11 protein-coding genes are annotated in these 12,732 nt (G+C 66.3%); 10 read left to right on the top strand and 1 reads right to left on the bottom strand.

Annotation, left to right across the window (positions count from 1 at the left end):
• Nucleotide 1 precedes the first annotated feature (1 nt).
• The gene (locus ACYCAX_RS01995; RefSeq protein WP_015475273.1) at nt 2-766 is read left to right on the top strand and encodes a DnaJ domain-containing protein; all 765 of its coding nucleotides are present in this window, start codon (nt 2-4) and stop codon (nt 764-766) included.
• 18 nt (nt 767-784) lie between these two features.
• Here the strand turns inward: ACYCAX_RS01995 and ACYCAX_RS01990 are convergent, their stop codons facing one another.
• Nucleotides 785-1,831 (bottom strand): alpha/beta hydrolase family protein, encoded by a 1,047-nt coding sequence (locus ACYCAX_RS01990; RefSeq protein ID WP_294975670.1) that lies wholly within the window; start codon nt 1,829-1,831, stop codon nt 785-787.
• A 154-nt stretch (nt 1,832-1,985) separates the two neighbouring features.
• On the opposite strand from ACYCAX_RS01990, the gene ACYCAX_RS01985 reads away from it, so the two are divergent.
• The 9 genes from ACYCAX_RS01985 (at nt 1,986) to ACYCAX_RS01945 (ending at nt 12,695) form a co-directional block, all read left to right on the top strand.
• Nucleotides 1,986-4,409, top strand: coding sequence for a PAS domain-containing sensor histidine kinase (locus ACYCAX_RS01985; RefSeq protein WP_015475275.1), 2,424 nt, complete (start codon nt 1,986-1,988; stop codon nt 4,407-4,409).
• Nucleotides 4,409-5,044, top strand: a complete 636-nt coding sequence (locus ACYCAX_RS01980) for a response regulator (protein WP_086009539.1) — start codon at nt 4,409-4,411, stop codon at nt 5,042-5,044. The genes ACYCAX_RS01985 and ACYCAX_RS01980 overlap by 1 nt, the downstream gene beginning before the upstream one ends.
• Nucleotides 5,045-5,191: 147 nt before the next feature.
• Nucleotides 5,192-6,229, top strand: coding sequence for an ABC transporter substrate-binding protein (locus tag ACYCAX_RS01975; protein WP_294975664.1), 1,038 nt, complete (start codon nt 5,192-5,194; stop codon nt 6,227-6,229).
• Nucleotides 6,230-6,420: 191 nt separating this feature from the next.
• Nucleotides 6,421-7,530 carry an ABC transporter ATP-binding protein gene (locus tag ACYCAX_RS01970; RefSeq protein WP_015475278.1) on the top strand — a complete coding sequence of 370 codons (1,110 nt, stop codon included), beginning with the start codon at nt 6,421-6,423 and terminating at the stop codon, nt 7,528-7,530.
• Between the two features lie 73 nt (nt 7,531-7,603).
• Nucleotides 7,604-8,653, top strand: coding sequence for an ABC transporter substrate-binding protein (locus ACYCAX_RS01965; protein WP_015475279.1), 1,050 nt, complete (start codon nt 7,604-7,606; stop codon nt 8,651-8,653).
• Between the two features lie 124 nt (nt 8,654-8,777).
• The gene (locus ACYCAX_RS01960; protein ID WP_015475280.1) at nt 8,778-10,025 is read left to right on the top strand and encodes an ABC transporter permease; all 1,248 of its coding nucleotides are present in this window, start codon (nt 8,778-8,780) and stop codon (nt 10,023-10,025) included.
• Between the two features lie 158 nt (nt 10,026-10,183).
• Nucleotides 10,184-11,011: an ABC transporter permease gene (locus ACYCAX_RS01955; protein WP_015475281.1), complete on the top strand. Its 828-nt coding sequence runs from the start codon at nt 10,184-10,186 to the stop codon at nt 11,009-11,011.
• Nucleotides 11,012-11,202: 191 nt separating this feature from the next.
• Nucleotides 11,203-11,877: a ribulose-phosphate 3-epimerase gene (rpe, locus tag ACYCAX_RS01950; protein WP_015475282.1), complete on the top strand. Its 675-nt coding sequence runs from the start codon at nt 11,203-11,205 to the stop codon at nt 11,875-11,877.
• Entirely contained in the window at nt 11,877-12,695 is an 819-nt protein-coding gene (locus tag ACYCAX_RS01945) for a phosphoglycolate phosphatase (protein ID WP_294975647.1), read from the top strand. Before rpe ends, ACYCAX_RS01945 begins: the two co-directional genes overlap by 1 nt.
• The last annotated feature ends 37 nt before the right edge of the window (nt 12,696-12,732 follow it).

The following is a 12,732-nucleotide window of genomic DNA, read 5'->3' as shown; positions in this document are numbered from 1 at the left end:
GGTGTTCTGGCCGGGCACCGTGCTGGGCCTCGTTGCCGGTTGGGCGCTGGCGAGCATTCCCGGAGCCCTGCTCGGGGCGTTGCTCGGCCAGGTGCTCGACCGCCGCTTGAAGGAGCGCTCCTGGCGCGGCTTGCTGGCGCAGTTGCGCGGCGGCCCGCAGGTCGATGACCGCGAGTTGCTGTTCCGGTTGCTCGGCCGTCTGGCCAAGAGCCGCGGGCGCGTGCATGACGCGCACATCCAGCAGGCGCGGGCGGAAATGCTGCGTCTGCAATTGGACGACAGCGCCCGCCGGCAGGCCATCGAGGCCTTTGGGCGGGGCAAGAGCGGTGGCGAATTGCTGGAGATCGGCCTGCGCCAGCGTCGCGGCCGCGAGGCGACCGCGGAGGGGCTGCTGCAGGCGTGCTGGCGCATGGCCTGGGCGGTCGGCGCGCCGGGAGCGGCGGAAAAGCAGCTGATCCTGCAATGGGGGGACTGGCTCGGCGTTTCACGCGCCCGCATACAGGCCCTGGCCGGAGGCGCGGAACCAGCGAAGCCACCGGTGACGCCGCGTGAGTCCTATACCCAGGCCTTGCGCCTGTTGGGTGTGGCGGTGGACAGCGAGCCGGAGGAGATCAAGCGCGCCTACCGCAAGCTGATCAGCCAGAACCACCCGGACAAACTCGAAGGTCTGGGCGCCAGCCCCGAACGCATCGCCGCCGCGACGGCGAAAACCCGCGAGATCCAGGCCGCCTACCTGCTGATCCGGCAGCGACGCGGCTTTCGCTGATCGGCCCCGGAGTCCCGTTCAGGGGTGTTCGATCGGCTCCAGGTGCATCGACAGCCAGCCACGGATGCGCCGGTACAACTGTTCCTGTTCGGTGGAGAGGTCGGCGGGCAGGGCGTACATGCCGATCTGCAGGTAGTTCGGCGACTTCTGTCGTTTGCTGGCCTGCAGGCGCCGTTGCGCCGATTCTCGGTCGGCGACCTTGTCCTTGTAGTAGAAGTCGCCGGTGGCCAGGTTGAGCAGCGGTACCGTGTCCTCCAGCGGGGGCTGGAAGTCGCGGGGCATCTCGGGCGCCACCAGCAGCAGGTTCCTGATGTCGGCCGGCGTGCGCTCGCCGAGGTAGCGGGTTGCCCAGTAGGCGCCAGTGCCATGCCCCAGCAGGACGATGGTCCTGGGTTTGTGCTGCTCGGCCAGTTCGACCGCCGCCTGGATGCGTGCCAGCACACGTTCGGCGTGGAGCTTGCGCAGCGCGACCGGGGCGGTCGGCGTCGGCGCGGTTTCTTCCGGGCTGGCCTGGGCCGGTTCGGCGCTGCCGGCCTCGCCGGTGCTTTCCGGCGTCGGCGTGGCATTGCCGGCGCTGCCCGTCACTTCCGGTTTGTTGGCGCTGTCGGCGGCGGTGGCATCGGTGTCCGCGCGGGCCTTGTCGGGCGAATCGACCGGACGCGGCACCGGCGCGGTGCTCTGCGGATCGGGCAACGTCACGCTGAGACTCTGCCAGCCGGCGTCGGGCAGCTTGCGCCGCAGCGGGCCGATCGCCACGGGCCAGTCGGCGCTTTCGCCGTCGCCGGGGATCAGGATGACCACGCCTTCCGCCTCGGCGGTGTTGGCCGGCAGCCAGAGGGCGAGGAAACTTTCCTCGCCGGCCTGCAGCAACTGCCGCTCATGTTCCGGCAACTGCCGCTCCAGGCCGCTGGCGTCATCCTGGCTGCGCTCGCTGAGCAGCGGCCGCACCAGCGGCGTGGCGGCCGCTTTCTCCTCGGCGGCAGGCGTAGCCACCGCGCCCCAGGCCGTCGACAGCGCGAGCGGCAGGCAGAGGGCGAGCAGGGTGGGGCGGGGCAGGTGCGGCATCGGCGATATCCATGTCTATGGGCGGGTGCGAGTGCGGCCAGCCTAACGGCTGTTATTGGGTTTGTCAGGCGCAGGGCATGCCGGGTTCCACCGGGGTTGCTGTAAGGTATGCCGGCTATCGAGTGGCACGATCGAATCCTGGGGTGTTGTCGGCATGAGTCGTCTGTTCTGGAAAGCCTGTCTGCTCTGGCTGTGCTGCCTGCCGCTGCTGGTCGCGGCGGAAACCGCGGTTCCGCCCCTGGCGCTGGATGCGGCGCAGCGCGCCTGGCTTGCCGAGCACCCGCAGTTGCGCGTCGGCGCGCTGCTGGAGGCGCCCTATGTGCAGCAGGACCGGCGCCTGCAGCAGCTGTCCGGAGCCAATGTGGAGTTGCTGGAGTGGCTGGCCAAGGCCATGAACGTGAGCCTGCAGTGGCGCACCTACCCGGACCCGGCGGCGCTGGAGCGCGCGGTACGCGCCGGGGAGATCGACCTGGCGCCCGGCATCAGCCAGACCCCGGCGACGCTGCGCGATTGGCTGTTCTCCGACCCCTACCTGCGCGTGCCGCGCCTGGTGGTGGGCGATCGGCGCAGCGGGACCTCGGTGGAGCTGGACACCCTCGGCGAGGGCGAGTCCGTCGCGGTGCGCGGACCGGGCCCGGTGGTTGACTACCTGCGCGGCACCTATTTGAGCCTGAGGCTGCAGGTGGTCGACAGCGACCGCGAGGTACTGCGCAAGGTGCTCGGCCGCGAAGCCAGCTACGCGGTCATCGATGAAGCGCAGCTCGCGCGCCTGACCCGCGAAACCGAGTTCGCCGGCCTGTCGGTGGTGGCCGATATCGGCTATCCGCAATTGCTGCGCGTGGCGACCCGGCGCGGTCTGCCGGAACTGGCCGGGATCATCGACGTCGCCCTGCGCGCGGTGCCGGCCAAGGACCTCGACCAGCTCCACGAACGCTGGCTGCAGCCGACCTACCCGCGCCTGGGTTCCTCGCCCGGCTTCTGGCAGAACCTCTGCATCCTGCTCGGCCTGCTGCTGGTCTTTGCCATCGCCGCGTTGTGGTGGCAGCGCCGCCAGCAGCGAGCGCTGGAGTCGCGCTTGCTCGCGGCGCGGCGCGACATCGAGCTGCGCCAGGCCGCCGAGGAGGCCTTGCGCCTGACCCAGTTCGCCATCGACAGCAGCACGGTGGGGATTCTCTGGGTCAACTGGGACAGCCATATTCGCTATGCCAACCGCGCCGCCGAGGAAATGCTCGGCTACGCGCCCGGTGCGGTGGTGGATCGGCCGTTGACGGCCCTTGAACCGACGCTGAACATGGACCGCTGGCTCAGTCTCTGGCGCCGCGCGCGCAATGCCGACGAGGCGCCGCTGAGCTTCGAGACCCAGTGCCTGCGCGCCGATGGCCAGTGGTTGCCGGCGGACGTTTCGTTGAGCTTCCTGCGCTTTGGCGATTCCGAATACCTGCTGGTGTTCCTCACCGACGTCACCGAGCGCCGCCGTGCCCGCGCCGCGCTGGAAGAGAGCGAGGCGCGTCTGCAGGGCATCGCCGCCAACGTGCCGGGGCTGGTGTTCCGCCTGGAGCCCAATGCGCCGGACGATAACTCCGACTTCGCCTACATCAGCTTCATCACCGGCGGCAGTGAGGCCTCGCTCGGATACGCCCCCGGCTACCTGCGCGAAAGTGGCCTGGGGATCATGGGGCTGGTGGTTCCGTCCGAGCGCGCAGGCTATCTCGCCAGCCAGTTGCAGGCGGTGGAGAGCGGCAGCAACTGGCGCTGGCAGGGACGCATTCTCACCCGCAGCCATGAGCCGCGCTGGGCGGATATCAAGGCCACGGTGCGGACCCTCGACGATGGCCGCCTGGCCTGGGATGGCGTGGTCTGGGACATCACCGAGAACAAGCAGATCGAGCTGGAACTGGGTGAGTCCCGCGCGCAACTGCGCGAGCTCTCCGCCCACCTGGAAAGTGTGCGGGAGGAGGAGAAAGCGCGGATTGCCCGGGAAGTGCACGATGAACTGGGCCAGGTGCTCACCGTGCTGAAGCTGGAAACCTCGATGTGCGAGCTGGCCTACGGCGAGCTGGACAGCGGGCTGCGCGAGCGCCTGGACAACATGAAGCGCCTGATCGCCCAGCTGTTCCAACTGGTGCGCGACGTGGCCACTGCGCTGCGTCCGCCGATCCTCGATGCCGGCATCGGTTCGGCGGTCGAATGGCAGGCGCGCCGTTTCGAATCGCGTACGCAGATTCCCTGCCTGGTGCAGGTGCCGGAGAACCCGCCGGAGCTGTCGGACGCCAAGGCCATCGGCCTGTTCCGTATCCTCCAGGAGGCGCTGACCAATGTCATGCGCCATGCCCAGGCGCATACTGTGGAGCTGCAACTGAGCGTCGAGGATCAGGCGTTGTGCCTGCGCATCGCGGACGATGGCGTGGGCTTCGAGCCGGGTGCCACGCGCCAGGGCGCGTCCTTCGGCCTGGTCGGCATGCGCGAGCGGGTGCTGATGTTCGGCGGCACGCTGCAGATCGACAGCCAGCCCGGGGAGGGCACCACGCTGTGGATCCGGGTGCCCCTCGACAACGATAACGACAACGAGCAGGAGTGATGGCGGTGATTCGAGTGCTGGTGGCGGAAGACCATACGATCGTGCGCGAGGGCATCAAGCAACTGATCGGCATGGCCAAGGACCTGCAGGTGGTGGGCGAGGCCACCAACGGCGAACAGCTGCTCGAAACCCTGCGCCAGACGCCCTGTGAAGTGGTCCTGCTGGACATCTCCATGCCCGGCGTCAACGGTCTGGAGGCCATCCCGCGGATCCGCGCGCTGAGCAATCCGCCGGCGATCCTGATGCTGTCGATGCACGATGAGGTACAGATGGTCGCCCGTGCCCTGAAGGCCGGCGCCGCTGGCTACGCCACCAAGGACAGCGACCCGGCCCTGCTGCTCACCGCGATCCGCAAGATCGCCAGCGGTGGACGCTACATCGACCCGGAACTGGCCGACCGCATGGTCTTCGAGGTCGGCCTGACCGACTCGCGACCGCCCCACGCGCTGCTTTCCGAACGCGAGTTCTCGGTATTCGAGCGCCTGGTGCAGGGCGACGGCGTTAATGAGATCGCCCAGCAACTGGCAGTCAGCAGCAAGACCATCAGCACCCACAAGGCGCGGCTGATGCAGAAGCTCAATGCCAATTCGGTGGCCGACCTGGTGCGCTATGCGATGGAGCACAAGCTCATCTGAGTTGACCTGCGCCATTTCGTTTGCAGATTTTTCCCTTTGCTCTGTGCGATGCGTCCTGTTTCTGTAACAAACCGTCTATCTAGCGGGCGTGAGGCAGGGAATCATTACCCGTTTCATGCGGTGCATCGTGATAACAAGGAGAAGAAGATGTTGCGAGCGGTAAGGGGAGGGCTGCTGTTCGGCCTGCTGGGGAGCGTCGCGATGCCGGCGCTGGCGGACTATGTCACGGTGATTTCCTTCGGTGGCGCCAACAAGGAGGCCCAGGAGGCGGCCTTCTACAAACCGTTCAAGGACGTGAGCGGCAACGCTGTCGTCCACGGTTCGTACAACGGCGACCTGGCCAAGCTCAAGCGCATGGTGGAGATCAGCCACGTGTCCTGGGACGTGGTGGAAGTCGAGGCCCCCGAGCTCGCGCGCGGTTGCGAGGAAGGGCTGTTCATGAAGCTCGATCCCAAGACCCTGGGCAACATCGCCGACTTCGTTCCCGGCGCGGTGCAGCCGTGCGGCGTCGGCATCTTCGTCTGGACCACCCTGCTGGCCTACAACCAGAGCAAGTTGCAGGGCACGCCCAGCAACTGGGCGGATTTCTGGGACACCAGGAAATTCCCCGGCAAGCGCGGCCTGCGCTGGGGCGCCAAGTACAGCCTGGAATTCGCCCTGATGGCCGACGGCGTCGCGCCCAAGGACGTCTACGAGGTGCTGTCCACCGATGAGGGTGTCGACCGTGCCTTCCGCAAGCTCGACGAGCTCAAGCCGAACATCAAGTGGTGGAAGTCCGGCCAGGACCCGGTGCGCGATCTCGCCGACGGCAGCGTGGTGATGAGCTCCGCCTACAACGGCCGGATCGCCGCCGCGCAGGCCGAGCAGAAGGGCTTTCGCATGGTCTGGGCCGGCGGCATCTACGACTTCGATTTCTGGGCGCTGCCCTCGGGCGTGTTCAAGAAGGAACTGGCCGAGCAGTTCGTCAACTTCGCCAGCCAGCCGGCGCAACAGAAGGCCTTCGCCGAGCACATCGCCTACGGTCCGACCAACCGCAAGGCGGTGGAGCTGCTGGCGCCGGACGTCGCCGCCAACCTGCCCACCGCTCCGCAGAACATCGCCAATGCCGTGGGCATGAACGTGGCGTTCTGGGCCGCGCACGGCGATGCCCTGGAGAAACGCTTCCAGGCCTGGGCCAAGCGCTGAGGGCGATGCGTCGCGACCCGCCGCGCCAGCGGCGGGTCCTGCATGTCAACTTGCCATGCCTGTAGGGCGATCCCTACAAAGCATCCTCTCTAAGCCTTATAGCAATCTCTCATACCGCCCGATTTGCGCGCCGGTTCTGCTTCTCTAGGCTTGAGATCAACGGCATTTACAAAAAAACAAAAGGTGCGGTTATGGCCGAGAATCAGGCAAGCGATGTACTGGTCAGCTTCCGTGGCGTACAGAAGAGCTACGACGGCGAATCCCTCATCGTGAAGGACCTCAATCTGGACATTCGCAAAGGCGAATTCCTGACACTGCTGGGACCGTCCGGTTCCGGCAAGACCACCAGCCTGATGATGCTGGCCGGTTTCGAAACCCCCACCGCCGGTGAAATCCAGCTCGCCGGCCGCGCCATCAACAACGTTCCCCCGCACAAGCGCGACATCGGCATGGTGTTCCAGAACTATGCCCTGTTCCCGCACATGACGGTGGCCGAGAACCTGGCCTTCCCGTTGTCCGTGCGCGGCATGAGCAAGACCGACGTCAGCGAGCGAGTGAAGCGCGCCCTGTCGATGGTCCAGCTCGATACCTTCGCCGGTCGCTATCCCGCCCAGCTCTCCGGTGGCCAGCAGCAGCGCGTGGCCCTGGCCCGCGCGCTGGTCTTCGAGCCGCAACTGGTGCTGATGGACGAACCCCTGGGTGCGCTCGACAAGCAGTTGCGCGAGCACATGCAGATGGAGATCAAGCACATCCACCAGCGCCTGGGCGTGACCGTGGTCTACGTGACCCACGACCAGGGCGAAGCGCTGACCATGTCCGACCGCGTGGCCGTGTTCCACCAGGGCGAGATCCAGCAGATCGCCCCGCCGGCCGAGCTCTACGAGCACCCGCGCAATTCCTTCGTCGCCAACTTCATCGGCGAGAACAACCGTATCGCCGGCCAGCTCCAGGCCCGCGATGGCGACCGCTGCACCGTGGGCCTGGCCCGTGGCGAGAAGGTCGAGGCGCTGGCGGTCAACGTCGGCAGCGTCGGTGACACCGTCAGCCTGTCAATCCGTCCCGAGCGCGTGCGCCTGAACGGCCACAGCGAAAACTGCGTGAACCGCTTCTCCGGTCGCGTCGCCGAGTTCATCTACCTGGGCGACCACGTACGCATTCGCCTGGAGGTCTGCGGCCGTACCGATTTCTTCGTCAAACAGCCGATCGCCGAGCTCGATCCCGCGCTCAGTGTCGGCGACGTGGTTCCGCTGGGCTGGGAAGTCGAGCACGTCCGCGCGCTCGACCCACTGTCCGCGGCGTAACAGCGCGGCCCGGCCACTCCCGGACCTGATGCATCCAAGAAAAACAAACCTGCACACTGTGGAGACAACAATAATGTCGAAGTCCTTGAAAGCAGCGGGGCTCAAACTCGCGGCGCTGAGCGTCGGTCTGGCCTGCGCGGCCCAGTCGATGGCGGCCACCGACCTGACCGTGGTGTCCTTCGGCGGCGCCAACAAGAACGCCCAGGTGAAAGCGTTCTACACGCCCTATGAAAAGAGCACCGGCAACAAGATCGTCGCCGGCGAGTACAACGGCGAGATGGCCAAGGTGAAGGCGATGGTCGACACCAACAGCGTCTCCTGGGACCTGGTGGAAGTCGAGTCGCCGGAACTGGCCCGTGGCTGTGACGAAGGCCTGTTCGAAGAGATCGATCCGGCCATCCTCGGCAAGGCCGAAGACTACGTGCCGGGCGCCGTGACCAGCTGCGGCGTGGGCTTCTTCGTGTGGTCCACCGTGCTGGCCTACAACGCCGACAAGCTCAAGAGCGCTCCGACCAGTTGGGCCGATTTCTGGGACACCCAGAAATTCCCGGGCAAGCGTGGCCTGCGCAAGGGCGCCAAGTACACCCTGGAATTCGCCCTGATGGCCGACGGCGTTGCGCCCAAGGACGTCTACAAGGTGCTGGCGACCAAGGAAGGCCAGGACCGCGCCTTCAAGAAACTCGACCAGATCAAGCCGAGCATCCAGTGGTGGGAAGCCGGCGCCCAGCCGCCGCAGTACCTCGCTTCCGGCGACGTGGTCATGAGCTCCGCCTACAACGGCCGCATCGCCGCCGTGCAGAAAGAGAGCAACCTGAAGATCGTCTGGAACGGCGGCATCTACGACTTCGACGCCTGGGCCATCCCGAAGGGCGCCAAGAAGGTCGACGAGAGCCTGAAGTTCATCGCCTATTCGGTCCAGCCGGAACAGCAGAAGACCTACTCCGAGAACATCGCCTACGGCCCGGTCAACAAGAACGCCGTAGCGCTGCTGAGCAAGGATCTGCTGAAGGACATGCCGACCACTCCGGAGAACATGGAGAACCAGGTAGGCATGGACGTGACCTTCTGGGCTGACTACGGCGAGCAGCTGGAGCAGCGCTTCAACGCCTGGGCTGCGAAGTAAGCAAGCCCTTGCCGCCACGGTCGCCCGGACCGTGGCGGACCGGAGCCGCCGCTCCCCTCGCGGCGGCTCCTCCTGACACCACACCTTGGCCGCTTCCGGGCGGCCCGTTTTACCGGAGTTCGCTATGGCCACCGCTGTGTCGATGAACGAGGTCGCCGGCCCCACCCTCAAGCAGCGCCTGGCGCGTGCGGAGCGGATGAACCGTTTGAAGTCCCAGGCGCTGGTCCTGCCCCTGCTGGTCTTCCTCCTGCTGACCTTCCTCGTGCCCATCGCGGCATTGCTCTACAAGAGCGTGAACAACCCCGAGGTCGTCGGCGCGCTGCCGTTGACCGTCAACGCCATTTCCGCATGGGACGGCAAGTCGCTGCCTGCGGACGAGGTGTACAAGGCGCTGAGCGACGACCTGGTCGCCGCGCGCAAGAACCAGACCCTTGGTGACCTCTCCAAGCGCCTGAACATGGAACTGGCCGGCTACCGCAGCCTGCTGTCCAAGACCGCCCGCGCGCTGCCGTTCAAGGAGCAGCCGGCGTCGTACAAGGACGCGATGGAAGGCCTCGACGAGCGCTGGGGCGACCCGGCCTACTGGCAGGCGATCCGCCGCAACGCCAGCTCCGTCACTCCCTATTACCTGCTGGCGGCGCTCGATCACCGCATCGACGACCTGGGCGAAATCGCCCGCGCCACGCCCGACCAGTCGATCTACCTGGACATCTTCGCCCGCACCTTCTGGATGGGCGCGGTGATCACCCTGATCTGCCTGGCGCTGGCCTACCCGCTGGCGTACCTGCTGGCCAACCTGCCGACCCGCAAGTCCAACCTGCTGATGATCCTGGTACTGCTGCCGTTCTGGACCTCGATCCTGGTGCGCGTCGCCGCCTGGATCGTACTGCTGCAGTCAGGCGGCCTGATCAACGGCGCGCTGCTGAAGATGGGTCTGATCGACCAGCCGCTGCAGCTGGTGTTCAACCGCACCGGGGTGTACATCTCGATGGTGCACATCATGCTGCCGTTCATGATCCTGCCGATCTACAGCGTGATGAAGGGCATCTCGCCGAGCTACATGCGGGCCGCCATCTCCCTGGGCTGCCACCCGTTCGCCAGCTTCTGGAAGGTCTACTTCCCGCAGACTGTGGCCGGTGTCGGCGCCGGTTGCCTGCTGGTGTTCATCCTGTCGATCGGCTACTACATCACCCCGGCGCTGCTGGGTAGCCCGAACGACCAGATGGTCAGCTACTTCGTCGCCTTCTACACCAACACCACCATCAACTGGGGCATGGCCACGGCCCTGGGCGGCCTGCTGCTGTTCGCCACCCTGGTGCTCTACGTGATCTACGGCTGGCTGGTAGGCGCGAGCCGCCTGCGCCTGGGCTGATAAAGCGTGTTCAAGACCTCGCCGAATGTAGCTCAGGCAAGGCGAGAACAGGCGAAAAAGCGCAGTTTACGCGCGGTAAATGAGCATTTGAGCCTGTTCTCAACGCCGCATGAGCAAGTGCAGGCAGGTATTGAACAGGCTTTGAGGAGAACAAGAAGATGCTGAGTCCCTACATGTCCCCGGTCGAGCGCGTGTGGTTCTACACCCTGCGCATCCTCTGCGGCCTGGTCCTGCTGTTCCTGGTGCTGCCGGTGCTGGTCATCGTGCCGCTGTCGTTCAACTCCGGCACCTTCCTGGTCTATCCGCTGCAGGGCTTCTCCCTGCGCTGGTACGCCGACTTCTTCAACTCCGCCGAGTGGATGCGTGCGCTGACCAACAGCATCATCGTCGCCCCGGCGGCCACCGTGCTGGCGATGGTCTTCGGCACCCTGGCGTCGATCGGCCTGACCCGCGGCGAGTTCCGCGGCAAGGCGCTGGTCATGAGCCTGGTGATCTCGCCGATGGTCGTCCCGGTGGTGATCATCGGCGTGGCCAGCTACCTGTTCTTCGCGCCGCTGGGACTGGGCAACAGCTACATCTCGCTGATCATCGTCCACGCGGTGCTCGGTGTGCCCTTCGTCATCATCACCGTGTCGGCGACCCTGCAGGGCTTCAACTACAACCTGGTGCGCGCCGCCGCCAGTCTCGGTGCGCCGCCGGTGCTGACCTTCTTCAAGGTCACCCTGCCGCTGATCGCCCCCGGCGTGATCTCCGGTGCACTGTTCGCCTTCGCCACCTCCTTCGACGAAGTGGTGGTGACCCTGTTCCTCGCCGGCCCCGAGCAGGCCACCCTGCCGCGGCAGATGTTCAGCGGCATCCGCGAGAACCTCAGCCCGACCATCGCCGCCGCGGCGACCCTGCTGATCGGTTTCTCCATCCTGCTCCTGCTGACCCTCGAGTGGCTGCGTGGCCGCAGCGAGAAGATGCGTACCGCACCGACTGCCTGATCCACAGTGTTTCGCGGACGGTTCCGTCGCCGTGCTCACCCACGGAGGCGGGATCGATCCGCGATTTTTTTTGCCCGTTTTCCCGCCTGCTCCCGCATCCCTTGGGCCTCGACTATCGGCCCGATCCCCTTCGAGCCGTCCGAGCGGCTACAATGCGCGCCATCCGTGATTCCCGCCCACAGAGGTGCGCCATGCAACCCTACGCCATCGCTCCGTCGATCCTTTCCGCCGACTTCGCCCGCCTGGGCGAGGATGTGGACAAGGTGCTCGCCGCCGGTGCCGACATCGTCCACTTCGACGTGATGGACAACCACTACGTGCCGAACCTGACCATCGGCCCGATGGTCTGCACGGCCCTGCGCAAGTACGGCGTCACCGCGCCGATCGACGTGCACCTGATGGTTTCCCCGGTGGACCGCATCATCGGCGACTTCATCGAGGCCGGCGCCACCTACATCACCTTCCACCCGGAAGCCTCGCAGCACATCGACCGCTCCCTGCAACTGATCAAGGACGGCGGCTGCAAGGCCGGCCTGGTGTTCAACCCGGCCACCTCGCTGGACGCGCTGAAGTACGTGATGGACAAGATCGACATGGTCCTCCTGATGAGCGTGAACCCCGGCTTCGGCGGGCAGAAGTTCATCCCCGGCACCCTCGACAAGCTGCGCGAAGCCCGCGCGCTGATCGACGCCTCCGGCCGCGACATCCGCCTGGAGATCGACGGTGGGGTGAACGTCAAGAACATCCGCGAGATCGCCGAAGCGGGCGCCGACACCTTTGTCGCCGGCTCCGCCATCTTCAATGCACCGGACTACGCCGAGGTCATCCGCGCCATGCACGCCGAGCTGGCGCAGGCGCGCAAGTGATGAGCGCTGCACAACTGCCGTTCGCCGGGCTGCCGCGTCTGGTGATGTTCGACCTGGACGGCACCCTGGTGGATTCGGTCCCGGATCTCGCCGCCGCGGTGGACAAGATGCTGCTGGCGCTCGGGCGCCCGCCGGCCGGCCTGGAGGCCGTGCGCCACTGGGTCGGCAACGGTGCGCGGGTGCTGGTGCGCCGCGCGCTGGCCAACGACATCGAGCACGATGACGTCAGCGAGGAAGACACCGAGCGCGCCCTGGAACTGTTCATGGATGCCTACGCCGACAGCCACGCGCTGACCGTGGTCTACCCCGGCGTGATCGAAACGCTGAAGTGGCTGAAGAAGCGCGGCGTGGAACTGGCGCTGATCACCAACAAGCCCGAGCGCTTCGTCGGCCCGCTGCTGGACGAGATGAAGCTGGGCAAGTTCTTCCGCTGGATCATCGGCGGCGACACCCTGCCGCAGCAGAAGCCCGACCCGGCCGCATTGCTGTTCGTGATGAAGATGGCCGGCGTGTCGGCGGAACAGGCCCTGTTCGTCGGCGACTCGCGCAACGACATCCTCGCCGCCAAGGCCGCCGGCGTGCGCAGCGTGGGCCTGAGCTACGGCTACAACCACGGCCGCCCCATCGCCGAGGAAACCCCGACGCTGGTGCTCGACGACCTGCGCCATCTGCTGCCTTGCTTCGACTCGGGCAAAGCGATAGTGTTGCCCGACACCGTTACAAACCCCGCTCAGCGAGACAGCACCGTGGAAACGGCTCCCCACACACTCTGGATGAAAGTCATCAAGGCCCTGGCCCGCTGGCGCTGGCGCGCCTGACATCCTTTGGCCGGTACGCCCGGCGTGTGTGCACCCA

Source organism: Pseudomonas sp. MT3 (assembly GCF_054720805.1).
This window is presented reverse-complemented; position numbering and strand designations above follow the sequence as displayed.

Bases quoted from the DNA above. Each gene is read 5' to 3' on its own strand.
- ACYCAX_RS01990 (WP_294975670.1), bottom strand. From the start codon at position 1,831: ATGCCGCACCTGCCCCGCCCCACCCTGCTCGCCCTCTGCCTGCCGCTC.
- ACYCAX_RS01985 (WP_015475275.1), top strand. From the start codon at position 1,986: ATGAGTCGTCTGTTCTGGAAAGCCTGTCTGCTCTGGCTGTGCTGCCTG.
- ACYCAX_RS01980 (WP_086009539.1), top strand. From the start codon at position 4,409: ATGGCGGTGATTCGAGTGCTGGTGGCGGAAGACCATACGATCGTGCGC.
- ACYCAX_RS01975 (WP_294975664.1), top strand. From the start codon at position 5,192: ATGTTGCGAGCGGTAAGGGGAGGGCTGCTGTTCGGCCTGCTGGGGAGC.
- ACYCAX_RS01970 (WP_015475278.1), top strand. From the start codon at position 6,421: ATGGCCGAGAATCAGGCAAGCGATGTACTGGTCAGCTTCCGTGGCGTA.
- ACYCAX_RS01965 (WP_015475279.1), top strand. From the start codon at position 7,604: ATGTCGAAGTCCTTGAAAGCAGCGGGGCTCAAACTCGCGGCGCTGAGC.
- ACYCAX_RS01960 (WP_015475280.1), top strand. From the start codon at position 8,778: ATGGCCACCGCTGTGTCGATGAACGAGGTCGCCGGCCCCACCCTCAAG.
- ACYCAX_RS01955 (WP_015475281.1), top strand. From the start codon at position 10,184: ATGCTGAGTCCCTACATGTCCCCGGTCGAGCGCGTGTGGTTCTACACC.
- rpe (WP_015475282.1), top strand. From the start codon at position 11,203: ATGCAACCCTACGCCATCGCTCCGTCGATCCTTTCCGCCGACTTCGCC.
- ACYCAX_RS01945 (WP_294975647.1), top strand. From the start codon at position 11,877: ATGAGCGCTGCACAACTGCCGTTCGCCGGGCTGCCGCGTCTGGTGATG.